23 protein-coding genes are annotated in these 23,396 nt (G+C 73.0%); 14 read left to right on the top strand and 9 right to left on the bottom strand.

Going from position 1 to position 23,396, the window contains the following annotated elements; translation table 11 throughout:
• Positions 1-234 precede the first annotated feature (234 nt).
• Positions 235-834 (bottom strand): FkbM family methyltransferase, encoded by a 600-nt coding sequence (locus ACI79F_RS04435; RefSeq protein WP_456544098.1) that lies wholly within the window; start codon positions 832-834, stop codon positions 235-237.
• A gap of 172 nt (positions 835-1,006) precedes the next feature.
• Positions 1,007-1,993 carry an LCP family protein gene (locus tag ACI79F_RS04430; RefSeq protein ID WP_456544099.1) on the bottom strand — a complete coding sequence of 329 codons (987 nt, stop codon included), beginning with the start codon at positions 1,991-1,993 and terminating at the stop codon, positions 1,007-1,009.
• A 984-nt stretch (positions 1,994-2,977) separates the two neighbouring features.
• Between ACI79F_RS04430 and ACI79F_RS04425 the strand changes: the two genes are divergently transcribed.
• The 3 genes from ACI79F_RS04425 (at position 2,978) to ACI79F_RS04415 (ending at position 6,659) form a co-directional block, all read left to right on the top strand.
• A complete protein-coding gene (locus ACI79F_RS04425; protein WP_456544100.1) occupies positions 2,978-4,297 on the top strand; it encodes a UDP-glucose dehydrogenase family protein in 1,320 nt (439 codons plus the stop codon).
• 333 nt (positions 4,298-4,630) lie between these two features.
• Positions 4,631-6,007, top strand: coding sequence for a sugar transferase (locus tag ACI79F_RS04420; RefSeq protein ID WP_456544101.1), 1,377 nt, complete (start codon positions 4,631-4,633; stop codon positions 6,005-6,007).
• 19 nt (positions 6,008-6,026) lie between these two features.
• Entirely contained in the window at positions 6,027-6,659 is a 633-nt protein-coding gene (locus ACI79F_RS04415) for an arsenate reductase/protein-tyrosine-phosphatase family protein (protein ID WP_456544102.1), read from the top strand.
• Here the strand turns inward: ACI79F_RS04415 and ACI79F_RS04410 are convergent.
• Complete coding sequence (locus ACI79F_RS04410; RefSeq protein WP_456544103.1) at positions 6,656-7,261, bottom strand: arsenate reductase/protein-tyrosine-phosphatase family protein; 606 nt, start codon at positions 7,259-7,261, stop codon at positions 6,656-6,658. The genes ACI79F_RS04415 and ACI79F_RS04410 overlap by 4 nt on opposite strands.
• 85 nt (positions 7,262-7,346) lie before the next feature.
• Positions 7,347-7,514: a hypothetical protein gene (locus tag ACI79F_RS04405; protein ID WP_456544104.1), complete on the bottom strand. Its 168-nt coding sequence runs from the start codon at positions 7,512-7,514 to the stop codon at positions 7,347-7,349.
• A gap of 386 nt (positions 7,515-7,900) precedes the next feature.
• On the opposite strand from ACI79F_RS04405, the gene ACI79F_RS04400 reads away from it, so the two are divergent.
• The 5 genes from ACI79F_RS04400 (at position 7,901) to ACI79F_RS04380 (ending at position 11,359) form a co-directional block, all read left to right on the top strand.
• Positions 7,901-8,758, top strand: coding sequence for a hypothetical protein (locus ACI79F_RS04400; RefSeq protein ID WP_456544105.1), 858 nt, complete (start codon positions 7,901-7,903; stop codon positions 8,756-8,758).
• A 59-nt stretch (positions 8,759-8,817) separates the two neighbouring features.
• Positions 8,818-9,813, top strand: coding sequence for a dTDP-glucose 4,6-dehydratase (gene rfbB / locus ACI79F_RS04395; RefSeq protein ID WP_456544106.1), 996 nt, complete (start codon positions 8,818-8,820; stop codon positions 9,811-9,813).
• The gene (locus ACI79F_RS04390; RefSeq protein WP_456544107.1) at positions 9,810-10,676 is read left to right on the top strand and encodes an SDR family oxidoreductase; all 867 of its coding nucleotides are present in this window, start codon (positions 9,810-9,812) and stop codon (positions 10,674-10,676) included. The genes rfbB and ACI79F_RS04390 overlap by 4 nt, the downstream gene beginning before the upstream one ends.
• Before the next feature lie 64 nt (positions 10,677-10,740).
• Positions 10,741-10,905, top strand: coding sequence for a hypothetical protein (locus ACI79F_RS04385; protein ID WP_456544108.1), 165 nt, complete (start codon positions 10,741-10,743; stop codon positions 10,903-10,905).
• Between the two features lie 175 nt (positions 10,906-11,080).
• Positions 11,081-11,359: a hypothetical protein gene (locus ACI79F_RS04380; RefSeq protein ID WP_456544109.1), complete on the top strand. Its 279-nt coding sequence runs from the start codon at positions 11,081-11,083 to the stop codon at positions 11,357-11,359.
• Positions 11,360-11,383: 24 nt separating this feature from the next.
• Here ACI79F_RS04380 and ACI79F_RS04375 read toward each other — a convergent pair whose 3' ends face one another.
• Together ACI79F_RS04375 and ACI79F_RS04370 are read right to left on the bottom strand one after the other, a co-directional pair.
• A complete protein-coding gene (locus tag ACI79F_RS04375) occupies positions 11,384-11,932 on the bottom strand; it encodes a sugar transferase (RefSeq protein WP_456544110.1) in 549 nt (182 codons plus the stop codon).
• A 248-nt stretch (positions 11,933-12,180) separates the two neighbouring features.
• Positions 12,181-13,011, bottom strand: a complete 831-nt coding sequence (locus tag ACI79F_RS04370; protein WP_456544111.1) for a hypothetical protein — start codon at positions 13,009-13,011, stop codon at positions 12,181-12,183.
• 758 nt (positions 13,012-13,769) lie between these two features.
• Here ACI79F_RS04370 and ACI79F_RS04365 point away from each other — a divergent pair.
• A complete protein-coding gene (locus tag ACI79F_RS04365) occupies positions 13,770-14,831 on the top strand; it encodes an alpha-hydroxy acid oxidase (protein ID WP_456544112.1) in 1,062 nt (353 codons plus the stop codon).
• Positions 14,832-14,840: 9 nt separating this feature from the next.
• Here the strand turns inward: ACI79F_RS04365 and ACI79F_RS04360 are convergent, their stop codons facing one another.
• Entirely contained in the window at positions 14,841-15,890 is a 1,050-nt protein-coding gene (locus ACI79F_RS04360) for a glycosyltransferase family 2 protein (RefSeq protein WP_456544113.1), read from the bottom strand.
• A gap of 408 nt (positions 15,891-16,298) precedes the next feature.
• Here ACI79F_RS04360 and ACI79F_RS04355 point away from each other — a divergent pair, with 408 nt between their 5' ends.
• Both ACI79F_RS04355 and ACI79F_RS04350 read left to right on the top strand, forming a co-directional pair.
• Positions 16,299-17,831 carry an exopolysaccharide biosynthesis polyprenyl glycosylphosphotransferase gene (locus tag ACI79F_RS04355; protein ID WP_456544114.1) on the top strand — a complete coding sequence of 511 codons (1,533 nt, stop codon included), beginning with the start codon at positions 16,299-16,301 and terminating at the stop codon, positions 17,829-17,831.
• 71 nt (positions 17,832-17,902) lie between these two features.
• On the top strand, positions 17,903-18,721 hold the full coding sequence (locus ACI79F_RS04350; RefSeq protein ID WP_456544115.1) for a sugar phosphate nucleotidyltransferase: 819 nt from the start codon (positions 17,903-17,905) through the stop codon (positions 18,719-18,721).
• Between the two features lie 18 nt (positions 18,722-18,739).
• Here the strand turns inward: ACI79F_RS04350 and ACI79F_RS04345 are convergent, their stop codons facing one another.
• Positions 18,740-19,417, bottom strand: coding sequence for a PIG-L deacetylase family protein (locus ACI79F_RS04345; RefSeq protein ID WP_456544116.1), 678 nt, complete (start codon positions 19,415-19,417; stop codon positions 18,740-18,742).
• Between the two features lie 4 nt (positions 19,418-19,421).
• The gene (locus ACI79F_RS04340; protein ID WP_456544117.1) at positions 19,422-20,243 is read right to left on the bottom strand and encodes a glucose-1-phosphate cytidylyltransferase; all 822 of its coding nucleotides are present in this window, start codon (positions 20,241-20,243) and stop codon (positions 19,422-19,424) included.
• A gap of 201 nt (positions 20,244-20,444) precedes the next feature.
• Here ACI79F_RS04340 and ACI79F_RS04335 point away from each other — a divergent pair, with 201 nt between their 5' ends.
• Genes ACI79F_RS04335 through ACI79F_RS04325 form a run of 3 tightly spaced genes read left to right on the top strand, consistent with a single transcriptional unit; the run spans position 20,445 to position 23,355 of the window.
• Positions 20,445-21,470, top strand: a complete 1,026-nt coding sequence (locus ACI79F_RS04335; protein ID WP_456544118.1) for an NAD-dependent epimerase/dehydratase family protein — start codon at positions 20,445-20,447, stop codon at positions 21,468-21,470.
• Complete coding sequence (locus ACI79F_RS04330; RefSeq protein ID WP_456544119.1) at positions 21,467-22,036, top strand: dTDP-4-dehydrorhamnose 3,5-epimerase family protein; 570 nt, start codon at positions 21,467-21,469, stop codon at positions 22,034-22,036. Before ACI79F_RS04335 ends, ACI79F_RS04330 begins: the two co-directional genes overlap by 4 nt.
• Positions 22,033-23,355, top strand: a complete 1,323-nt coding sequence (locus ACI79F_RS04325; RefSeq protein WP_456544120.1) for an NAD(P)H-dependent oxidoreductase — start codon at positions 22,033-22,035, stop codon at positions 23,353-23,355. Before ACI79F_RS04330 ends, ACI79F_RS04325 begins: the two co-directional genes overlap by 4 nt.
• The last annotated feature ends 41 nt before the right edge of the window (positions 23,356-23,396 follow it).

Here is a 23,396-nt window from a genome sequence, read left to right as displayed (position 1 = left end):
GGCGCTGCGAGGAGGACAGCGGCGCCGGGGCGATGTAGGAGCAGAGCCACCACGAGGCTGACGCTCGCCGACAGCCCGAGTGCCCAGGAGATCGGGCGACTCATCTGATGTGGCACCGAGCCAGTGTCGCGCGGACGCCCCGCTAGGCGCCTTAAGAGGGGTCTCGCGGCGTCCGCTCAGCCTCGTGAGCTCCACTGGCCACACAGCTTTGCTCGTGTGTCACCGGAGCTGTCCTCAGCGCCTGTCCCCGGACGCTCGAACGAAGGTGTAGTTCCAGCCGTCGATGTGCAGGAGGGAGTAGTCCTTCCGCGTGAGTCGGCGCACGGTCCGTAGGAGGCCGCGCAGCGGCTGAGGCTGATCGAACTCGATGCACAAAACCTCGGGGAGTGGTCCCCGCGTCAGTAGCGAGTCAATGACGCGGTATTCGGCTCCTTCGATGTCCATCTTGAGGATGTCGATGTTTGCGTCGCCCAGGTCGGCGGCCAATTTCCAGATCGGTGAGACCTTAGCCTCGAAAAAGTCCTTGGTCTTCTGGAGGTTGACCGCCGAATGTGAGACATGTGACGGGTCGGCGGGTGAGTAGAAGCGAATGGTCTCCACTTCGTCCCACCAGCCGACCGGAAAGAACTGAAACCTAGGTGATGCCGGCCCATGTGTGCGAACGTGCTCGACGGCGCGAGGAGTTGGATCGAAGGTGCGGACCGTTAGACCCATGTCGATCAACGCGGCATCAAAGGTGATGTCCTCACCCGCACCGCCGCAGTACGCCACCGCGCCCGGGCGCAGTGCCGTCTGAGGGACCCACCAGCCCCCGTAGGCGCTGCCCAAGCGCACCAAACCCACGGGGCCCTGAGGTCGGAGGATGATCCGCAGCGCTTTCCGGGCCAGGCGGTCACGGATTCCGCGGAGTATCCGGTGCATTCGCGAACCATAACGAGCCGTCATCTACTTCTCCGCCACGACCGCCGGGCGTGTTGTGGGTGTTCGCGGCGCCCGGACCGCGAGGTCAGCGGGGCACGTCTGGCAGTGCCTGAGTGTCGAACTCGGCGGAATTGGCGGCCAACGAGTCGTTGCGCAGGTAGGTCCACATGCGCTCGCACGTCACGGCGTCGAGGTAGACGACGCTGGCTGCGCCCTCACGACCCGTTCCGAGCACCGGCGCCGTGAAGGCTTCGACGTTGTCCGGCGTGAGGTTGCGCAGCGAGTACGCGAGCGACAGGAGGTCGGTGTTGCTCAACGTGTCGTCGACCGCAACGGCGCCGGTGACGGCCCGCAGTGCGGAGTCCAACCGCCCGGGATCGGTGAACGTGTCACTGCTGAAGAGCTGGGTGAACATCGCCCGCAAGAACTGCTGCTGCCGCCGCACCCGGTCGAAGTCACCGCCCGTGAGGCCGTACCGCTGGCCGAGGTACCACCGCGCTTGGTCGCCGTCGAGGTGGTTGACGCCCGCGGGGAACGTGTAGGGCCCGTTGCTGGTCGTCTCCGCGACGACCACGTCTACTCCGCCGAGGTCGTCGGTGACCTGGATGATGCCCTCGAAGTCGATGGTGACGTAGTGGTCGATCCGGACGCCGGTCAGCTGCTCGACCGTCTGGATGAGGAGGGTCGGCCCGCCGAACGCGTACGCGGCGTTGATCTTGTTCCTGCCGTGGCCGGGTATGTCGACCCAGGAGTCCCGGGGGATGGAGACGAGCTGGGCGTGCCGACGGTCGCCGGCGAAGCGGGCGATCATGATGGCGTCCGAGCGACCACCCTCGGCGACGCCTTCATCCGCCGTCGCCCGGGTGTCAGAACCGACCAGCAAGAAGGTGACCGGGTCCTCCGCGGTCGGCTGCTCTGGCGTCGGCGCCTGGGGACGGGAGTCCTCGTCGAGGCCGTCGAACACGTCCGCGACCCGGTCGATGTTGCCCGCGTACCGCTCCATCAGGAACCAGACGCCGCCGCCCAGCAGCAGAGCCAGCACGACCGTCAGGATCCCCGTGGCGAGCAGCACTCGCCGCAGCACACGCCTGCCGCGGGGCCTCGGTTCCTCGTCTGGCCGATCGTCGTCCTCGGGACCGTGCTCGACGCCCTCGTGCGCGCGGAGATCCAGGCGCCGGGTAGGCCAATCGTCGTCAGTCATGTGTCCCCCGTCCAGCAGGCATCGCTGCTCGAGGGTACGGGCGGGGGGCTCCAGGGCCAGGTCTCCCGAGGAGCAGGCGGGAGGCGTGGGGCGTCAGTGTCTCGGGTGGGTTGCGAGGCGCGTTGGTCGGATGGACCGAGCCCTGGGCGGCGTGAGGAGTCGGACCGGTCAGCCGGCGCGGCGGCTGCCGGACTGCACTGCCAGCCTCGCGACCCGCGGGATGCGGACGTACGGGAGAGCCTCGCGCCCGACGCCTCGACGGCGGTCGGCGAGGCGGACGCCCCGACCAATCAGGATGGCCGCCGGTGCCGAGACCAGCGGCCAGCCGGCGAGAACGATCCACCACCAGGTCATTGCGCTCCTCGGTGAGCGGTCGGCCGGTGCCTGCTGGCCCGTCGTCAGATCCCCCCGGGCTCGTGTGCCGTTCCCCATGGCTCCGCGGGATCAAACACCAGGTAGAGGCCGTGTTCGTTCCTGATCCCGGCTGATCTGTCGAGTGCACGGTCCGTGACTGTCGCGGCAGGACGTGCCCCGCCCTTCCCCTGAGCGAGCGTCGTTGCCACAGTCTCGCGCGTGAAGCCGGAGTCACCGTCGGTACGGCCTCGATCGAGCGCCGTGCTGCTGGCGTTCCCGGTCGAGCGCGTGACCGCGCGGGAGTGCCGGCACCGCTTCCGCTGGTCCGGCGAGGACGCCTTCAGCGGCTCGAGTCTGTACGCGTGCCGTTGCGGCGTCGTCCGTCCCGGGATCTGAAGTCCTCACGAGCTGGCTGGGGATGACCCGCGGACACGGCTGGATCGGTTCCTGATCGCACCCGTACGGTTTGCCTCGTCGACCTCGTTCACGGGTGGGGAACTCATGCGGATCTCGGTCATCGGTTGCGGTTACTTGGGCGCGGTGCACGCAGCGTCGATGGCGGATCTCGGCCACGACGTGGTCGGCATCGACGTCGACGAGCCGAAGATCGCCGCACTCCGTGAGGCGCGGGCGCCCTTCTACGAGCCCGGCTTCGAGGAGCTGCTGCAGAAGACCCTCGCCACCGGCCGGCTGCAGTTCAGCACCGACATGGCCGACGCGGCCGGCGCGCAGGTGCACTTCGTCTGTGTCGGGACGCCCCAAAAGCGCGGCGAGTACGCCGCCGACCTCCGCTACGTCGAGGCCGCCACCGAGTCGCTGCTCGAGGTGCTGCAGCCCGGTGAGCTGGTGGCCGGCAAGTCGACGGTCCCGGTCGGGACGGCGGCGCGCCTCGCCGAGATGGTGGGGGAGAAGGTGCCCGGCGCGCTGCTCGCGTGGAACCCGGAGTTCCTCCGCGAGGGCTTCGCCGTGCAGGACACCCTGCACCCCGACCGTCTCGTCTACGGCCTGCCCACCGACGGCTCCGGCGAGACGGCCGAGCGGATGCTCGACGAGGTGTACGCGCCGATCGTCGAGCGTGGGACGCCGAAGGTGGTGACCGACTACGCCACCGCGGAGATGGTCAAGACCGCGGCCAACAGCTTCCTCGCTACGAAGATCAGCTTCATCAACGCGATGGCCGAGCTGTGCGAGGCCACCGGCGCGGACGTGAAGCAGCTCGCCGACGCCATCGGCTACGACGACCGGATCGGCCGCAAGTTCCTCAACGCCGGCCTCGGGTTCGGCGGGGGCTGCCTGCCCAAGGACATCCGGGCGTTCATGGCCCGCGCCGGCGAGCTCGGCGCGGACCAGGCGCTGACGTTCCTGCGCGAGGTCGACAACATCAACATGCGCCGGCGGATCCGGATGGTGGAGCTGGCCCGCGAGGTCTGCGACGGATCGCTGCTCGGCAAGCGGGTGGCCATCCTCGGCGCGGCGTTCAAGCCCGACTCAGACGACATTCGCGACTCCCCGGCCCTCAACGTCGCCGCGCAGCTCCAACTGCAGGGCGCGGTCGTGCGCGTCACCGACCCGGCCGCGGTGGAGAACGCCCGCCGGCAGTGGCCGCAGCTCGACTACGCCGACACCGCGGAGGAGGCCGCCGACCGCGCCGACGCCGTCCTGGTGCTCACCGAGTGGAAGGAGTACCTCGACCTCGACCCGGTCGCCTTCGGTGGGGTCGTGGCGCAGAAGCGGGTGCTCGACGGGCGCAACGCGCTCTCCCGCACGGCCTGGACGGAGGCTGGCTGGTCCTACCGGGCGCTGGGACGCCGAGCGGGGTGACGTAGCGAGTCCGTCGTTGGAGTGACGGCTGTAACTCGACCGACTCCAGCCTCCCCCTTGCGAAAACGTGGCAGGTCCGTAACCTCAGTGCCGCCGGTTGGACGCTGAAGTTCGCCGAGTTCACTCGCAGGATCAGCCCAACCCCTGTGTAGGGGCATCGTGGGTTGCCATTCGCACGGGGGTGCGTTTCTTCTCATGGCTGTCGCGCGTGACGAAGCGGTCCGTCAACCCGACATCGTCCGCAGCCGCGGGTGGGGGTTCCTCGCTCCACGTCTCCGCGGCGAGGGGACGACCGCCCGACGCGCCTGGCGCGGCTCCTACGTCCGCCGGCTGATGGCCGTCGATGCGGTCATCGCCGGGCTCGCGGCCTGCGTCGGCTACTTGGTCCGCTTCGGCCCGGCCGGCACGGAGACCGCGAGTGTCCCGCTCGCGCTCGCCGTTCTGCTCCCCGCGGTCTGGGTGCTGGCGATGCTGGTCGGCCGCGCGTACGAGCAGCGCTTCCTGTGGGTGGGCCCGGAGGAGTTCCGCCGGGTGTTCGTCGCGGCGATGATGCTGCTCGCCGCGGTCGGCACCGTCTCCTGGGCGTTCAAGCTCGACGTCGCCCGCGGCTTCGTCGTGATCGCGCTGCCGCTGGCCATGGTGCTCACCCTCGCCGCCCGGTACGCGCAGCGGCAGGGCCTGCACCGGGCGCGGCGGCACGGGCAGCGGATGCAGACGACCATCCTCGTCGGCCACCGCGGCGGGGTCGGCGCCCTCGATGAGCAGCTCGACCGGGAGGCCTTCCACGGCTATCGCGTGATCGGCTGCTGCCTGCCGGCCGGCCAGCAGGTCGCGGGCAAAGACGCCTTCCACGGCCTGCCGGTGCTCGGCGACCTCACCCAGGTGGCCGAGGTCGTCAAGGCCTATGAGGTCGACACCGTCGCCGTCCTCCCGTGCCCGGAGCTCGACGGCTCCGCGCTGCGCCGCCTCGGCTGGGAGCTCGAGGCGACCGACGCCGAGCTGTTGCTCGCCCCGGCGGTCACCGAGATCGTCGGCCCGCGGGTGCGGATCCGCCCCGTCTCCGGCCTGCCGCTCCTGCACATGGAGCGCCCGGAGCTGACCGGCGTCCGCCGCCTCACCAAGGAGGCCTTCGACCGCACCAGCGCCGCGATCGGCCTGCTGTTCCTCGCCCCGCTGCTCATCGGCGTCGCGCTCGCCATCAAGGTGACCAGCCGGGGGCCGGTGTTCTTTCGCCAGGAGCGGGTGGGCCGCGACGGCCGCACCTTCTCGATGCTGAAGTTCCGCAGCATGGTCGTGGACGCCGACCGGATGGTCGACCGGCTGGCCACCGAAGCCGGCAGCGACGGCAACGGCGTGCTGTTCAAGAAGAAGGTCGACCCGCGCGTCACCCGCGTCGGCCGCGTACTGCGCCGCTACTCCATCGACGAGCTGCCGCAGCTCATCAACGTGGTCACGGGCGACATGAGCCTGGTCGGCCCGCGCCCGCCGTTGCTGCGCGAGGTCGAGAAGTACGGCTTCGACATGCACCGCCGCTTCCTCGTCAAGCCCGGTCTGACGGGTCTGTGGCAGGTCAGCGGCCGCTCCGACCTCTCCTGGGATGACTCGGTGCGCATCGACGTCCGCTACGTCGAGAACTGGTCGCTGGCCTTCGACTTCATGATCCTGTGGAAGACAGTCGGCGCCGTCGTCCGCGGCAGCGGGGCCTACTGACCCATCGCACAATGTCCCGGTGCCCCGCCACTGGTCGCCCGAGCCGGTCTTCACCGTGCTCCTGGTGTGCACGGGCAACATCTGCCGCTCCGCGCTCGCCGAGCGGCTCGGTCGCGCCTACCTCGACGACCGGCTCGGTGAGGACGCGGCGCTGGTCCGGCTGACCAGCGCCGGCGTCGGGGCGGTCGTGGGCTCGGCCATTCACCCGAACAGCGCGCTGGTCCTCCAGGGCTACGGCGGTGAGCCGGCCGGATTCGTGGCTCGCCAGCTCGTCGAGGACATGGCGATCGACGCCGACCTCACGCTCACCATGACCCGCGCCCACCGGCGCCGCGTGCTCGAGCTGGCCCCCCGCGCGCTCGCCCGCACCTTCACGCTGCGGGAGGCGGCCGACCTCGTGCGGCTGCTCGGCGACGTGGACCTGTCGGGGGAGGGGCTCGCCGACCGGGCCCGTGCGCTCGTCCGCGAGATGAACGGCGCGCGGTCGCGCCGGCAGGCCGGCCCCGGCGACGACGTCCGCGACCCCATCGGCCTGCCGGTGGAGGTGCACGAAGAGGTGGGGGCAGCCATAGCCGAGGCGTTCATCCCGCTGCTGGCGCGCATCGCCACGCTGCAGGGCGCGGCCGCCACGGGCGACCCCGACGCTGCCTAAGCGGAGATCGGCGCGGCGAGCTGCCGGCGCACGCTGGTGAAGAGCACGTCCGCGATCGGCGCGAGAGCGCGGTCGATGCGGCCGGCGACGTCTGCGTGCGCGGCGGCGCGCTGGCCCACCGGGTCGGCGATGTCGTCGGACAGGTCGCTCTGCCGGCGCGACCGCGCGGCGTCCAGCCGGAGGCCCAGCTCGGGCGTCCGGGCGTCGACCGGCATGAGGCCCAGCCCGGAGAGGTCCGCGAGCTGCACCAGGTCGGCGGCCTCGGCGAGGGTGAACGTCTTCCGCAGGCCCCGCGGGTCGAGACCGAGGACGGCCGAACGGTGCTCCCGGGTCATGGTCAGCACCAGGTCGGCCGAGCGGGCCAGCTCAGGGGAGAGGCGCCGCGAGGCGAAGCCGGCGGGGTCGCCGCCCAGCGCCTGCAGGGCCCGGGCGCTGTGCGGGTCCATCCGGCTGTCGGCGTCGGCGTGCACGCCGGCGCTGAGCACCTCGACGCGTGTGAGCTCGGGGCTCTCCGCGAGCGAGCGGGCCGCCCGGGCGAGCATGAGTCGTTCGGCCACGGGGGAGCGGCACAGGTTGCCCGTGCAGACGAAGAGGAGGCGCACGCCCGAACCGTAGGCGTCCCCGAGGTCGCCGCCCCCGGATCGGGCCGGCGTCATCACCCACACGGGGGAGATCGTCCGGGCCTGCTCAGGCAGCCGGGCGTCGGGAGCCACGGCGCAGGTCCGCCTCGAGAAAGGTGAACAGCGAGTCCTCCTCCGTGCGCCGCGCGCCGGCCCTGATGATCTTGCCGGTCAGCACGGCCATCGCGGGGGCGGTCAGCAGCCAGGCGATGCCGACGAAGGCGAAGAGGTACACGCCTCCTTCCTAGGCGTCGCATGTTGGCGCCTTCAGTCGAAACACCGGGCAGTTCCTGCCGAACGGGTTGTCGACATCCGGGGATCGGACCTCTTCGCACCCCCCTTGTCACAGCCACCCCACGGGCCCCGTGGTGTCACCGGTCCGGGCAGGCACGGAGCCCGAGCCTGCCCGGACCGGAGTGGCGCGCGAGGGAGGGCGTCTGCGTCGCGGAGCCGGATCCGGTCGCGGTCGCCGGTCGGGCTGCCGAGGGAGGAGCGGGGCACGGTGCTCTGTCCGGCGTTCCGGCCGCACCCCGGCGGCCCCGTCGGCCACTCGCGGCACCCATGCCCCGGACACCCCTTTGGTGTGACCACCCCGTCAGGTGCGGCGGAGAGGCTGCCGATGTGGCCGACGTGTGGTTCTGGATCGCCGTCGGACTGGTCGTGTGGGCGCTGCTGGCCGCGCTCGTCGCCGTCGTGCTCGGGCGCGGCATCCGCCTGGCCGATCAGCGAGCCGCGGACACCGGCGCCGAACTCGCGCCGGTCCCCGCGCTGCTTCCGGCCCGCCGGCACGTCCCGCTGCCGCCGGTCGGCGTGGCCCTCGCCGCCATCGCCGTCGGGCTGGAGGGGGTCGGCTACGTCCTGCGGCTGACCGGCGCCACCGGCCCCACGGCCCGGGCCCTGTCGATGGACGCGCCGTACTCGGCGCCGCGGCTGTTCGTCGCCGGCCTGTTCGCCGTCGCGGCGTTCGCCGGCTTCGCGGCTGCCGGTCGCATCCCCGGCCGCCGGACCTGGTGGGCGGCAGTCGGCCTCGTCGCCGCCGTGATCGCCGTGATCAAGACCGGCAGCACCGTGCACTCCGAGGGCATGGCCCGCCTGGCCGGCGCGCTCGGCGAAGCGCAGGCGGTCGCGCTGAGCATGGTCGCCGCCGGTGGGGTGGTGGCCGCCCTGGCCGTCATCTCGCGGGCCGAGCGCCGTGACCGGCGTCGGATCCTGCTGTGCCTGACCGGCTACGCCGTGGCGTCGGTCGGGCTGGCGGCCGCCTCCGACCTGGCCTCCGGGCGGTTGCACGCCGCCCTGACGTTCATCGAGGAGTCAGGGGAGGCGCTGGCCGGCGTCGCATTCCTGATCGCCGTCCTCGTGGGCGTCGCGCCGCGCCTGGTGCTGCCCGCATCCTGGCCGCTGCGCCGGGAGGCCGACGCGCACACCCTGGAGGTCGCCTCCGAGCCGGCGGGCGAGATCCGCCGTGGCCCCGCCCTTTAGAGGTGTGTCACTCGCAGGCGTTGCCGCAGGTCGCGCCCCTACATGACACCCTGAGACGTATGCGGCTGCTCGTGACCGGCGGCGCCGGGTTCATCGGCGCCAACTTCGTGCACCAGACGGTGCGGGAGCACCCGGAGCACGTCGTCACCGTGCTCGACGCGCTCACCTACGCCGGCAACGAGGCATCGCTGGCCGGCGTCCGCGACCGCATCCGGTTCGTGCACGGCTCGGTCAGCGACGCCGACCTGGTCGACGGCCTGGTCGCCGAGTCCGACGCCGTCGTCCACTTCGCCGCCGAGAGCCACAACGACAACTCGCTGGCCGACCCGCGGCCGTTCCTCGACACGAACATCATCGGCACGTACACGCTGCTCGAGGCCGTCCGCCGGCACGGGGTGCGGCTGCACCACATCTCCACCGATGAGGTCTACGGCGACCTCGAGCTCGACGACCCGCGCAAGTTCACGCCGGAGACGCCGTACAACCCGTCGAGCCCGTACTCCTCGACCAAGGCCTCCTCGGACCTGCTCGTCCGCGCCTGGGTGCGCTCGTTCGGCGTGCACGCGACCATCTCGAACTGCTCGAACAACTACGGTCCCTACCAGCACGTCGAGAAGTTCATCCCGCGGCAGATCACCAACGTGCTCACCGGCCGCCGTCCCAAGCTGTACGGCGCCGGCGAGAACGTCCGCGACTGGATCCACGTCGAGGACCACAACGCCGCCGTCCACCTCATCCTCGAGAAGGGCCGGGCGGGGGAGACCTACCTGATCGGCGCGGACGGCGAGGCGAGCAACCGCGAGGTCCTCGCCCTGGTCCTCGAGCTGCTCGGCCAGCCCGCCGACGCCTACGACCACGTGACCGACCGCGCCGGCCACGACCTGCGCTACGCGATCGACGCCAGCAAGCTGCGCGACGAGCTCGGCTGGACCCCGCGCTACACGAACTTCCGGGAGGGCCTGGTCGCCACCGTCGACTGGTACCGCGCCAACGAGGACTGGTGGCGTCCCCTCAAGGACCAGGTCGAGGCCGCCTACTCCGCACGCGGTCAGTGAGCGGCCCGCGGACGGTCGTCCTCGGTGCCGGCGGCCAGGTCGGCCGCGCCCTGGCCCGCCGCTTCCCGGACGCCGAGCTGCTCGACCGCGCGCGCCTGGATGTCGCCGACGCGACCGCGGTCGCCCGCCACGACTGGACCGGCGTCAGCCTGCTGCTCAACGCCGCCGCCTGGACCGCGGTCGACGCCGCGGAGGACCCGGCCAACCTCGCCGCCGTCCGCGCCGCCAACGTCGACGCCGTCGCGAACCTCGCCGGGGTCGCCCAGCAGACCGGCGCCACCCTGGTGCACTTCTCCTCCGAGTACGTCTTCGACGGCACCCACCCCGGCCCGATGCCCGAGGACCTGCCGATCGCGCCGCTGAGCGTCTACGGGCGGAGCAAGGCCGACGGCGACCGCGAGGCGGCCGCCGTGGACCGGCACTACGTGCTGCGCACCAGCTGGGTCGTCGGGGAGGGGCACAACTTCGTCCGCACGATGGCCTCGCTGGCCGACCGCGGCGTCGAGCCGGCCGTGGTCGCTGACCAGGTCGGGCGGCTGACCTTCGCCGACGACCTCGCCGCCGCCGTCGCCCACCTCGTCGGCGCCGGGGCGCCGTTCGGCACCTACAACGTCACCTCCGACGGCCCGCCGAGCACCTGGGCGGAGATCGCCGAGATCGTCTTCGAGGCCCGCGGCCGGCCCCGGTCGGCGGTCCGCCGCGTGAGCACCGCCGAGTACTTCGCCGGCAAGCCCGAGGCGGCGCCGCGGCCGCTCAACAGCCTCCTCGACCTGGCCAAGCTGACCGCCACCGGCTCCCGCCCGCGGGACTGGCGCGAGGCCCTGACCGAGTACCTCACGACGCTGCCGCCTGCCCTACGCTGAATCCGTTGCGGTGCCGCGCCGCTTCGGGGGGCCGGGACCGGACTGCGTACAGGGGTGGGCGACCATGCCGGGTCTGCTGGACTGGACGACGCGCGTGCTCGACGCCCGCCGTCGCTGCGAGTGGTGTGGCCGCGAGCTGCCCTCGCCGCGCTTCCGAGTCCGCGGCCGGCGTGCCTGCTCGGTGGACCACGCCCACGCCCTCGACGACTGGTGGTCCCTCGGCGGCTGATCCGCCGACCGTCGTCGCATTCGCGTGTCGGGTGACCGCGCTGCGCAGTCGCCGCTCGGCACGGAGCCGGACCGCTGTTGAGCGGCTGACACGCGGCGGGTGACCATCCGGGAGCCGCACCCCGGGTGTCGTGGGCAGCCCGCCCACCAGGAGCGGTGCGACCACGGGACGACCCATGACGTCTCTGCTGGTGCTGGGACTGGTGTGGTTGATCTCCGCTGCCCTCCTCGTGGTGGTCATGGGCCGGGCCATCCGCGGCGCCGAGGAGCAGGCGGCCGAGGCCGAGGACCCCGAGGGCACCCGGCGCCGGTTCCGCCGGTCGTCCGGCCGGACCCTGGCCATCCCCGACGCCGCCGAGTTCGCCGCCTGGTACGGCTGGCCGGACAGGGAGCTCCCGCCCGCCGGAGAACCCCCTGTCCCACCCGACGACCCCCGGCCGGGACCTCGCGGCTGACCGCGACGCCCCGGCCGGTCGGCCTCAGTGGCGGGGCCGGTGAAGCCCCCGCCGCAGCGCGCACCAGAGGATGGCCGCGTCCAGCCGGAGCGACCAGTCCCGCGCATAGCGCTCGACGCTGACCACACGCGAGTGCGGGAGGCGGAACCCGCCAGGCCCCGAGAGCCCGATGATGCCGGGCTTGAGGTCCCCGGGCGGACGCGGCTGCCCGCCCGTTGCGACGACGGGGCGGGGCCCGACGAAGGAGAGCTGGCCGCCCACCACGTTGAGCAGCTGCGGCAGCTCGTCGAGCTTGGCCCGACGCAACGACGTCCGGATGCCGGCCGCCGCGGTCGCCGGGAACCCGTCCACCGTCGTGCGGAAGCGGAGCAGCGCGAACTCCCGCCCGCCCCGCCCGATCCGGGGCTCCCGGTCGAGGACGCGGCCGTCACCGGTCAGCCACAGCGCGGCGGCGATGAGCACCAGGCACGGCGTTATCAGCGCCAGCAGGACGACGGCGCCCAGGCGGTCCACCAGCGACTTGAGGGGCGAGTCCGCGGCGGGCCGGGGCCGGTCGTGGGTGGTCAGGGACATGACCGCTCCCCGTCGGAACAGCGGGCGGGAGGAGGAGCCGCGACCCGAGGCCGTCGGCGGGGGAGGAGGAGAGAGGTGCGGACGTCGCCGCACACGGTCGACTGCATGGTTCACGTCCTGAGACCGAGACGAGAGACCGGCCGTGCTGGCCGGGGTGCTGGGGTCCGCGGCGAACGAGATCGCGCGGGAGGGGATCACGCCGGAGGAGCCGGCGGGGGCGCAGGCAGGAGGGTGCTGTTGGACCCGGGTCAACCGGGGCGGACCACCGGGTCGTCCGCCAGGCCGGTGACGGCGTCGAACACGCCCGCGCGGGAGGGAGCGACGCCGCTCCCGGGCTCGCTCGCACGGAGGGCGCCGGGGACGACGGCCCACAGGTCACCCTTCGAGCGCTCGGGCGAACCGGGGCCGCCCGGGCCGCAGCCGCCCGCCGCGCTCGAGGTGGGCGCCGGTGGGGCCGGCGCCGGGCCGGGGCTCGACGCCGGGGAGAGCGGAGTCGGGGCGAGCGGAGTCGGGTCGCGCGTCGGCGCCACGGCGTGCGCGGACGCGAGACCGGCGGGGGACGACGCGGCGGCGCCCGACGGCGAGCCGGCAGACCTCGACGCCGGACTCACCGCGCCGGCGTCGGCGCCGCGCGCGGGGACCACCGGCATGCAGGACGGCCCCGAGGCGTCGGCGGCCGACATCGCGGCGAGGACCACCGACGTGGCGGCGGCCTCGGGCAGCGGATCGGCCGCAGGGCACACCGGTCCGTCGGCCGGAACCGGAGCGCCGACCGTGGCCGGCGTGCCGACCGAGGGCGGCACGCCGGCCCCGCACGGAGGCGGGGGGACGTCGGCCGGGGTCGCGACCGCGACCGCCTCGAGGACGACGGGCTCCTCCGTCTCCGGCGCGAGGGCGACCTCGGCCGGCGCCGGCGAGACCGCGTCCACCGGCGCGGGCGCCTCCTCCGACGGCAGCGCCGTGGGCAGGCCGACCGGCTCCGCCGCCGGCGGCGGGAGCACACCGGTCGGCTCCGCCTCGGGCGTCGGCGGCACGTCCGGCGACGGGAGCGGCGAGGGCTGCCGCTCCGGCTCGGGCATGGGCTCCCGGTTTGGCCCGGGCTGGGGCTCCGGCTGCCACTCGGGCTCAGGCTCCGACTGCGGCTCGGGCGGAGGCTGCCACTCGGGCTCGGGCTCAGCCTCGGGTGCGGGGCGCCATCCCGGCTCCGGCTCGGGCTGCCACTCCGAGGAGGCGAGCTCGGGCGGCCGGCCCGCTTCCGGCGAGGTCGAGCCGTCGGCCCGCGCATGGCCGGCCAGAGCGGCCAGCAGCAGCCAGGCGCAGAACCCGAGGGCGGCGACGAGGACCCCGCGTACAAGCAGGCCTCTGCGTGCGAGCCGGCTGCCGTCCCAGGTGCGGGCAGCGGGTGTCGAGGAGTCGGAGTCCGACGCCACGACAGTCACTCGGCCGAGGCTCGGCGCCCCAGGGTCCATCGTCAACCGCTGACAGCGTTGCCCTCGCAGCGCACACTCGCCTCGGCACCGTGCGTGAGCGAGACGGGACCTGGACGCGTCTCAGAGCGGAACCGGCACCCCGTCACCCTCGGTCGCTCCGGGATGCGGGCGGTTTCCCTCGAGGTCCGATCCGTCCCCCCGGTCGGTCGCCACCCCCGCCCGCCGCAGGCCGGCGCCCAAGAGCAGGCCCAGGAGGAGGGCGGCGGTCGACCAGAGGGCCAGGACCAGGAGCATGGGGGAGTTGTACCCGGCGCGCCGGTACTCGGCGTCATGACACGACGACGCTGCGGGGTACCCGCTGCTCCCGGGGCCGGTGAGGCCACCGCGGCGTGCTAGACACTGCCGCCATGCTGCCGATCCTCGCCGGCCACCTCGACCGGGCGCGCAACCTGCTCGAGCCCGGCGTCTTCGACTACTACGAGGCGGGATCCGGTGAGGAGATCACCGCCGGAGAGGCGGTGCAGGCCTGGCGCGACCTCCGGCTGCGCCCGCGGGTGCTCAACGACGTCTCCTCGGTGGACCTCCGCACCTCGCTGCTCGGCGCCGACCTCGGCTCGCCGCTCCTGGTGGCGCCGATGGCCTTCCACGGCCTCGCCCACCCCGACGCCGAGTGCGCCACCGCCGAGGGGGCGGGGCGGGCCGGAGCGGGGCTGGTGCTCTCCACGCGTTCGTCGCGCACCGTCGAGGACGTCGCCGCCGCCACCACCGCCCCGTGGTGGTTCCAGGCCTACGTGATGCGCGACCGCGGGCTCACCGAGGCGCTGGTCCGCCGCGCCGCCGCCGCGGGCGCGGGGGCCGTGGTGCTCACGGTCGACACCCCGTACGTCGGCCGCAAGGGGCGGGTCTCCGGCGTCCGCATCGCCGTCCCGGACGACCACTTCCTCGTCAACCTGGCCCAGCACCTGCTGCCGGGGTCCATCGGCCGCGAGGCCGCGGAGCAGGACCCGTCGATGACCCCGGACGTGATCGCGCGGCTGGCGGAGGTGAGCGGGCTGCCCGTCGTCGTCAAGGGCGTCCTGCGCGGCGACGAGGCGCGGCGCTGCGTGGCCGCCGGCGCCGCGGGCGTCATCGTGTCCAACCACGGCGGCCGCCAGCTCGACCGGGCGGTCGCCGCGGCGCACGCGCTCCCCGAGGTGGTCGACGCCGTCGGCGGGACCGTGCCGGTGCTGGTCGACGGCGGCATCCGGACCGGCACCGACGCGCTCGTGGCGCTGGCGCTCGGCGCTGACGCGGTGCTCGTCGGCCGGCCGGTGCTGTGGGCGCTGGCCAGCGGCGGCGCCGCCGCGGTGGAGGAGGCGCTGCAGGCGCTGACCGACGACCTCCGGCACGTCATGTCCGTGGCCGGCGCCGCCCGCGTCGCCGACCTCGACCGGAGCATGATCGCCGATCGGTACGGCCGGCCGCTCTGACCCCCGCCGTCAGCCGCGGGTGGCGCGGTCCCGCGCCAGCTCCGCGACGCCCTCCCAGAACCCGATGCCCCACGCCACCTGCATCACGGCCAGAGCGGCCGGGATCGTGCGCCGGTCGGTGCCCGGCGGGCACGATCGCCCGACCAGCGCGCCGGCGGCGGCGATCGCCACCGCGTAGGGGGCGACCCCGGCCGCGGCCAGCACGGGCCGGCGCGCCGACAGCACCGCGCTGCCGGCCAGCCAGGCAACGAGCGCGGGCGGGGCGAGGTGGCGGATGCGCACGCTCCCGGGGTGCCGCAGCGCCACCCCGGGCTTGCCGCGGCCGTAGCGGCGGTACTGCCGGAACAGCGCGCCCACCGTCGGTCGTGCGTGCCAGGCGATCTCCAGCGCCGGGTCGAACAGCAGCTCGCCCCGGGTGCGCAGCCGCTGGTCGAACTCGAAGTCCTCGTTGTTCGCGACGTCCTCGTCCCAGCCGCCCAGCTCACGCGCCAGCGTGACCGGGTAGGCGCCGAAGGGGACGTGGTCGACGACCGTCTCCTCGGTGCCGTAGTGGTAGACCGAACCGCCGACGGCGAGCGGCGAGTTCAGCACCGCCGCGATCGCGCGGCCCGCCGGCGTGCTCCCGACGGCGGTCTTCCGGCCGCCCACCCCGACCCACCGCTCCTCGCGCAGCCGCGCCGCGGCGTGGGCGACGTAGCCCGGGGGGATGGTGGAGTGCGCGTCGACGCGGACCAGCCACCGGCCCCGGGCGGCGGCCAGGGCGGCGTTGAGACTGCCGGGGATGGACGGCTGGGGGCGCGTGAGCACGCGGACGCGCGGATCGGCCACGGCCCGCCGGCGCAGGATCTCGCCGGTCGTGTCGGTGGAGCCGTTGTCGACCACGATCACCTCCAGGTCGACCCCGGTCTGCTCGAGCACCGAGTCGAGGCAGGCCTCGATCGTGGCCTCCTCGTTGCGCGCCGGGACGACGACGGTGACCTCGGGGGCGCCGTCCGCGCCTCCCGCGGCCGACGCAGGAGAAGGGGCGGCGGAAGGGGAGACGCTCGCCGGGGAGCTCATCGTCAGCAGGGTCCTCTCGGTCCGTGCGGGGCGGTGCGTTCCACATGTCCGTCGGGTGGCGGCGCCCCGGTGGGCGCACGGAACGGTAGCCGCGCCGGCTCACTCCGTCCGCACCCGGCCGCTTCCTGGACACGCCCCGCGCCGCCGTTTCCGTGGCGTTCACCGCATGGACACCGGCTCGTGACAGAGGAGCCTCGCCCTCCTCACGGGGTCCATCGCGCTCCGTGACGAACCGCCGTCCTCCTCGGAGGTAGCAGGACGAACGTGCAGGACGACGTGTCCGAACCGCCGGTCCGGGTCCTCGGAGGCCGTTACGGTGCGCTACGGATCAGCACAGCGTGACCGGGCGGGAGCTTTCCGACGCAGGACTCGTCGTCAGCGGCTTTCGAGAGAGGAAGGGGAGGCGGCGTGACGGCGACTCCGAGACAACTGCGGGCTGGGGAGGCCCGGGCCGGGCAGACGCCGGACGGCACCCACCCCTCCGCCCCGCTCCCGGAGCTCCCCCTCTCCGCCGACCGGACCCTCGAGGAACAGGGGCTCAAACCGACCGGCCGCGCCGCGCTGTGGACGCGGCTCTCCCGGTACGGCGTCCTGCCGCTGCTGCTCGCGTCGGACCTGGTGGCCGTGGGCGTGGGCGTCCTCGCCGCCGAGTGGATCGGCCGTGAGGTCGGCGACGACTCGCCGCTGCGCAAGACGGCCGCATTCGCCCTGGTCTTCCTCGTCTGCCTGTCCCAGGCGCGGCTGTACCGGTCGCGCCTCGCGCTGTCGGTCCTCGACGACCTGCCGGCGCTGGTCGGCCGGTGGCTCCTGGCCGCCGGCGTCGCGGTGCTCGGGCAGATCCTGTGGTCCAACGCGCTGTGGGAGGACTACATCGTCGACTGGCGGTTCCTCAGCGGGGCGCTGCTGATCGGCGTGCTGGTGATCGTCCTGCGGGGCATCGGCTACGCCCTCGTCCGCCGGCTGCGCGCCCGCCGCCTGGTGGTGCACCGCACCCTGATCGTCGGCGCCGGACGGGTGGGCCACCAGGTGGCCGAGATCCTCGAGGACCACCCGGAGTACGGCCTGCACCCGATGGGCTTCCTGGACGGCGACCCCTGGATGATCAGCGACTCGCCCCGGCTGCCCGTGCTCGGCGGGCCCGCTTCGCTCCCCGACGTGCTGCGGCGCGGGAACGTGCACAACGTCGTCGTCGCGTTCTCCTCGATGAAGGAGTCGGAGATGGTGCGGCTCATCCGCACCTGCGACCGGTTCCGCTGCGAGCTGTTCGTCGTGCCGCGGCTGTTCGAGCTGCACCAGGTCGACTCCGAGATGGACACCGCCTGGGGACTGCCCCTCGTGCGGCTGCGCCGCTCGCCCTACCGCACGGGCAGCTGGCGGGTGAAGCGGCTGTTCGACATCGCCTTCGCCGGCGGCGCCCTGTTCGTGCTCGCGCCGCTGATGCTGCTCCTCGCGCTCGTCGTCCGCATCGACGGCGGGAAGGGCGTGCTCTTCCGCCAGGAGCGGGTCGGTGTCGACGGGCGCACCTTCGACGTCCTCAAGTTCCGCTCCCTGCGACCGGTCGACAACGAGGCCGCAACGACGTGGAACATCGCCAACGACGCCAGGCTGAGCCCGGTCGGCCGGCTGCTGCGCAAGACCTCGCTCGACGAGCTGCCGCAGTTGATCAACATCCTCCGCGGGGACATGAGCGTCGTCGGGCCCCGGCCGGAGCGCCCGCACTTCGTCCAGGAGTTCCGCAACGCCTACCCCAGCTACGAGGCGCGGCACCGGGTCCCCTCGGGCCTGACCGGCTGGGCCCAGGTGCACGGCCTGCGCGGTGACACCTCGATCGCCGACCGGGCGCGGTTCGACAACTACTACATCGAGAACTGGTCGCTCTGGCTCGACCTCAAGATCATCCTGCGCACCGTCAGCTCGGTGGTGCGCGGAGCCGGCGGATGACCGACCGCGACACCCCGCTGGTCATCTCCGCCACCCACCCCCGACAGCAGCAGCAGAGACAGGAGACACCCATGTCCGAATCGGAGTCCGTGTCGCCCGCCGACATCCCGGTCGTCATCCTCTGCGGCGGGATGGGCACCCGGCTGCGCGAGGCCAGCGAGCACCTGCCCAAGCCCCTGGTCGACATCGGTGGCCGGCCCATCCTGTGGCACATCATGAAGACCTACAGCCACCACGGCTTCCGCCGGTTCGTGCTGTGCCTGGGCTACAAGGGCGACATGATCAAGGAGTACTTCGTCGACCACCGGTCGCGGATGAACGACTTCACCCTGCGGCTGCGCGGTGACCACGAGCTCGAGTTCCACACCGCCCTGGGCGACGAGGACTGGCAGATCACCTTCGCCGAGACGGGGCTCACCACGGCCACCGGCGCCCGCATCGCCCGCGTCGCCCAGTACCTCGACGCGCCGCGGTTCGCCCTGACGTACGGCGACGGCATCGGCGCCGTGGACATCCCCAGCGTCCTGCGCACGCACGTGTCGAGCGGCAAGCTCGGCACGCTCACCGGTGTCCACCCCGGCGGCCGCTACGGCGAGATGGTCATCGACGGCGACGACGTCACCGCGTTCAACGAGAAGCAGCCGCAGACCGGCTACGTCAACGGCGGCTTCTTCTTCTTCGAACGGGAGTTCGTGGACAAGTACCTGGACGCCGACGCCACCGACGAGATGCTCGAGCACCGCCCGCTGGGGCAGCTCGCCCGGGACGGCCAGCTCGGCGTCCACCGGCACGAGGGCTTCTGGATGGGCATGGACACCTTCCGCGACTGGAAGGAGCTCAACGGCCTCTGGGACGACGGCAAGGCCGAGTGGAAGGTCTGGCAGGACTGACGGCGGACGCCGGCCGCCTCACCCCCCGCCCTCCCGGGGCGGCACCGGGGGGCCGAGGACGACCGCGGGGACGCTGAACGCCTCGGCGTGGTCGGCGCGGCACTCCATGCCGCGCAGCCGTGACAGCGCGGCGAACGTGTCCGGGCGGAACCAGTCGTGGCCGCGCTGCGAGACGTAGTGCTCGTGCAGCAGGTCGTACTTCCGTTCGACGAGGTCGCTGGCCAGCGGCCAGTAGGCCTGCGGGCGGGCCGCGCCCAGGTCGCCGTCCCACTTGGGGATCTCATAGTGCAGGACGAGGTGGTCGCGGAAGGCGGTGCGGACCAGCTCGCCCAGCAGCCGGTGGTCCTGGTGGGCGTCCGCGGGGGAGGGGGCGAGGACGACGTCGGCCGCTGCAGCACGGGCGGCGAACCGCTGGAGGAGGTCCTTGACCTCGCTCCAGTGGCCCGGCAGCCGGCCGTCGGGGAGCCCGCCGAAGACCGCGGCGCACTCGGCGGGCGCGCAGAACGCCGACAGCGCGCCCCGCGCCTCCGCCTCCCGCTCCGGCGTGGAGGCCACGACGAGCGCGTCGGCCGAGCCGAGCGCACCTCGCCGGGCCAGGTCCAGCAGCAGGCCGCCGCACCCGATCTCGATGTCGTCGCAGTGGGCGCCGAGGAGCGCGAGGCGCAGCGGTCGGTGCCCGAGCGTCAGGCCGAGCACGCGGTCAGCGTGCCAGGGTGCTGCGGGGGACGGTGACCGGCCCGTTCCCGGCCTCGGCCCACAGGGCCCAGGGGCGGGCGTGGTGGCGGGCCATGGTGTCGAGCTCGCTGCGCTCCTTCACCGTGTCGGCCGGCTTCCAGAACCCCTGGTGCGACCACGCGACCAGGCGGCGGGCGGCGGCCAGCCGCGGGAGCGCGTGCGTCACCAGGTCCTCCCCCTCGTGCAGGTGGTCGAAGACCTCGGGGGTGAAGAAGAAGTAGCCGCCGTTCTCCTGCACCGGCAGCGCGGTCACGGGCACGACGTCCTCGACGTAGCGGTCGGCGTCCGTGCGGACCATGTGGAACGCGGCCTGGGGAGGCACGGCGAGCAGGCTCCCGGCGGCCCCCTTCGCCCGGAGGTGCTGCTCGATGCGGTCCAGCGGCGCGTCGGTCAGGACGTCGGCGTAGTTGGCCGCGAAGACGTCCTCGTCCTCGACGTGCTCACGCACCCTGCGCAGCCGCTCGCCGATCGGCGTGTCCAGGCCCGTGTGCACGAACGTGATGGTCCAGTCGCTGATCTCGGAGGACAGCAGCTCGATCTCGGCGCCGCCCTTGCGCAGGACGAAGTCGTTGGACCGGGTCTCGTCGTAGTTGCGGAAGAAGTCGACCACGTGGTGGGCGCCGTAGCCGAGGCACAGGACGAAGTCGGTGTGCCCGAAGTGGGCGTAGTAGCGCATGACGTGCCAGAGCAGCGGCCGGTCGCCGATCATCTGCATGGGCTTGGGCACGTCGTCGACGTCGTCCCGCATCCGCATGCCGTAGCCGCCGCAGAACAGGACGACCCGCACGACCCCTCCTCCCTGCGGCACCGGCCCGAGCGGCACCGTTGCCGCGGCCGTGACGCACGGTCACCCATTCTGTGGGGTGGAGCAGGGCGGTGGTAGAGGTGAGGATGCCGTTCCCCCGTCCGGTGACACAGCGTGACTCGCCCTCTGGTTTTCGCGGTAGCGTGCCCAGGCACGCGACGTCGACGAATGAGGGTCCCAGCGATGCGAGTTCTGGTCACCGGCACCGAGGGCTACCTCGGCTGTCTCACCGCGCAGGAACTGCTGCGCGCCGGTCACGACGTCCTGGGCGTCGACACCGGGTACTACAAGCACGGCTGGCTCTACCCCGGCCTGGACCGGACGCCGGAGACGCTGGCCCTCGACATCCGGCGGCTCGAGGCCGCGCACCTCGAGGGTGTCGACGCGGTCGTGCACATGGCGGAGCTGTCCAACGACCCCATCGGTGACCTCATCGGCGAGATCACCTACGACATCAACCACCACGGCTCCGTCCGCCTGGCCGAGGTGGCGAGGGCGGCCGGCGTCCCCCGGTTCGTCTACATGTCCTCGTGCAGCGTCTACGGCGTCGCGGACGGGACGGTCGACGAGTCCAGCCCCGTCTCCCCGCAGACCGCCTACGCGCGCTGCAAGGCGTTCGTCGAGCGCGACGTGTCCGCCCTGGCGACCGACGACTTCTCGCCGACCTTCCTGCGCAACGCCACCGCCTTCGGGGCCAGCCCGCGGATGCGCTTCGACATCGTGCTCAACAACCTCTCCGGCCTGGCCTGGACGACGCGCGAGATCGTCATGACCAGCGACGGTTCGCCGTGGCGGCCGCTGGTGCACGCCCTGGACATCGCCAAGGCCATCCGCATGACGCTGGAGAGCCCCCGCGAGCGGGTGCACGGCGAGATCTTCAACGTGGGCAGCGAGTCCAACAACTACACCGTCCGGGACATCGCCGAGATCGTCGCCGCCGAGTTCCCGGGCTGCGGGCTCACCTTCGGTGATCCCAGCGCGGACAACCGCAGCTATCGCGTCGCCTTCGACCACATCCGCGAGGTCCTCCCCGGGTACGAGACCGACTGGGACGCGAAGGCCGGTGCGGCCCAGCTGCACCGGGTCTTCGCGTCCATCGACCTCGACGAGGCCACCTTCACCGGGCGCGGGCACACCCGGCTCAAGCAGATCGAGTACCTGATGCGCACGGCGCAGGTCGACGCCCAGCTGTTCTGGGCGGCTCCGTGAGGTACACCGAGCTCGGGGTGGCCGGCGTCCACCTGGTCGAGATGGAGCCGCACGTCGACGATCGCGGCGGTTTCGCGCGGTCCTTCGACACGGCCGGGTTCGACGCGCACGGCATGCGCTCGGGCGTCGCACAGTGCAACGTCTCGTGGAACCACCGGGCCGGCACGCTGCGCGGCCTGCACCTCTCGCTGCCCGGGCACCCCGAGTCCAAGTTCATCCGGTGCACCCGGGGCGCCATCGTCGACGTCGCGGTCGACGTCCGCCCCGACTCACCGACCTACCTCCAGCACGTGATGGTCGAGCTGACCGCGGAGAACCGGCACGCGCTCTACCTGCCGCCCCACCTCGCACACGCGTACATCACGCTGACCGACGACACCGAGGTGCTCTACATGGTCAGCGTCCCGTACGCACCCGGCGCGGAGATCGGCTACCGGTACGACGACCCGGCCTTCGGGCTGACCTGGCCGCGGGAGGTCACCGTGATCAGCGACAAGGACGCCTCCTGGCCGGCCTTCGACCGCGAGACGAACGCCGCCACCTTCGCCGCGGGCGTGCCGGCGTGATCGCCGTCGACACCCTGCTGCACCGGCGGCAGACCGAGGGTCGGCCGGTCCGGCTCGGGCTCGTCGGTGCGGGGTTCATGGCCCGCGGCCTGATCAACCAAGTGCTCAACAGCACCCCGGGGATGCAGCTCAGCGTGGTCTGCAACCGCACGCCCGCCAAGGCCCACGCGGCCGTGGGCGAGGCCGGCGGGACGGCGGAGGCAGCCGAGTCGCTGGCCGACGTGGAGCGGATCGCCGCGTCGGGCGCTGTCGCGATCACCGACGACATCTCGCTGGTCACCGGCAGCGACGCGGTGGAGGTCGTGGTGGACGCGACCGGCGCCGTCGCGTTCGGCGCCGAGCTGGCGCTCTCCGCGATCGCCGGGGGCAAGCACCTGGTGCTGCTCAACGCAGAGGTCGACGCGACGCTGGGGCCGCTGCTGGTGACGAAGGCCGACGCGGCGGGCGTCGTCTACTCGGGCGCCGACGGCGACCAGCCGGCGGTGCAGATGAACCTCATCCGCTTCGTCCGGCAGATCGGTCTGCGGCCGCTGGTGGCGGGCAACATCAAGGGCCTGCAGGACCCGTACCGCAACCCCACCACGCAGCAGGGCTTCGCCGAGCGGTGGGGCCAGGACCCGTGGATGGTCACCAGCTTCGCCGACGGCACCAAGGTGAGCGTGGAGGAGGCCCTGGTCGCCAACGCCGCCGGCCTCACGGTGCACGAGCGGGGCATGCTCGGCCGCGACCACCTCGGACACGTCGACGAGCTCACCGGCATGTACGACGTCGAGGAGCTGCGGGCGATGGGCGGCGCCGTGGACTACGTGGTCGGCAGCAAGCCGGGCCCCGGCATCTACGTGCTGGCCGAGCACGACGACCCGAAGCAGCGGCACTACCTCGAGCTGTACAAGCTGGGCACCGGTCCGCTGTACAGCTTCTACACGCCCTACCACCTGTGCCACTTCGAGGTGCCGACGACGGTGGCCCGGGTCGCACTGCTCGGCGACCCGGCGATCCGGCCACTGGGCGCTCCGCGGGTGGACGTCTTGCCGCTGGCCAAGACGGACCTGCCGGCCGGCACGGTGCTGGACGCCCCCGGCGGCTACCACTACTACGGCGAGGCGGAGCGGGCCGAGGTCGTGCACGCGCAGCGCCTGCTGCCGCTGGGCGTGGCCGAGGGGTGCCGCCTGCTGCGCGACGTCGCCAAGGACGAGGTCATCGGCTACGCCGACGTCGAGGTGCCGCCCGGGCGGCTGGTCGACCGGCTGCGCGCCGAGCAGGACGAGACCTTCTTCGGCAGCGCCGCGGCCCGGTCGCCCCAGGGCATCCCGGCCTGACCTCCGCGCCGGGTACCGGAGCCGGCCGGGGCAGCACCGAC

It is taken from the genome of Blastococcus sp. SYSU D00868 (genome assembly GCF_054050575.1).
The sequence above is the reverse complement of the archived record's forward strand: the minus strand, read 5'-3'. Positions and strand labels throughout refer to the sequence as shown.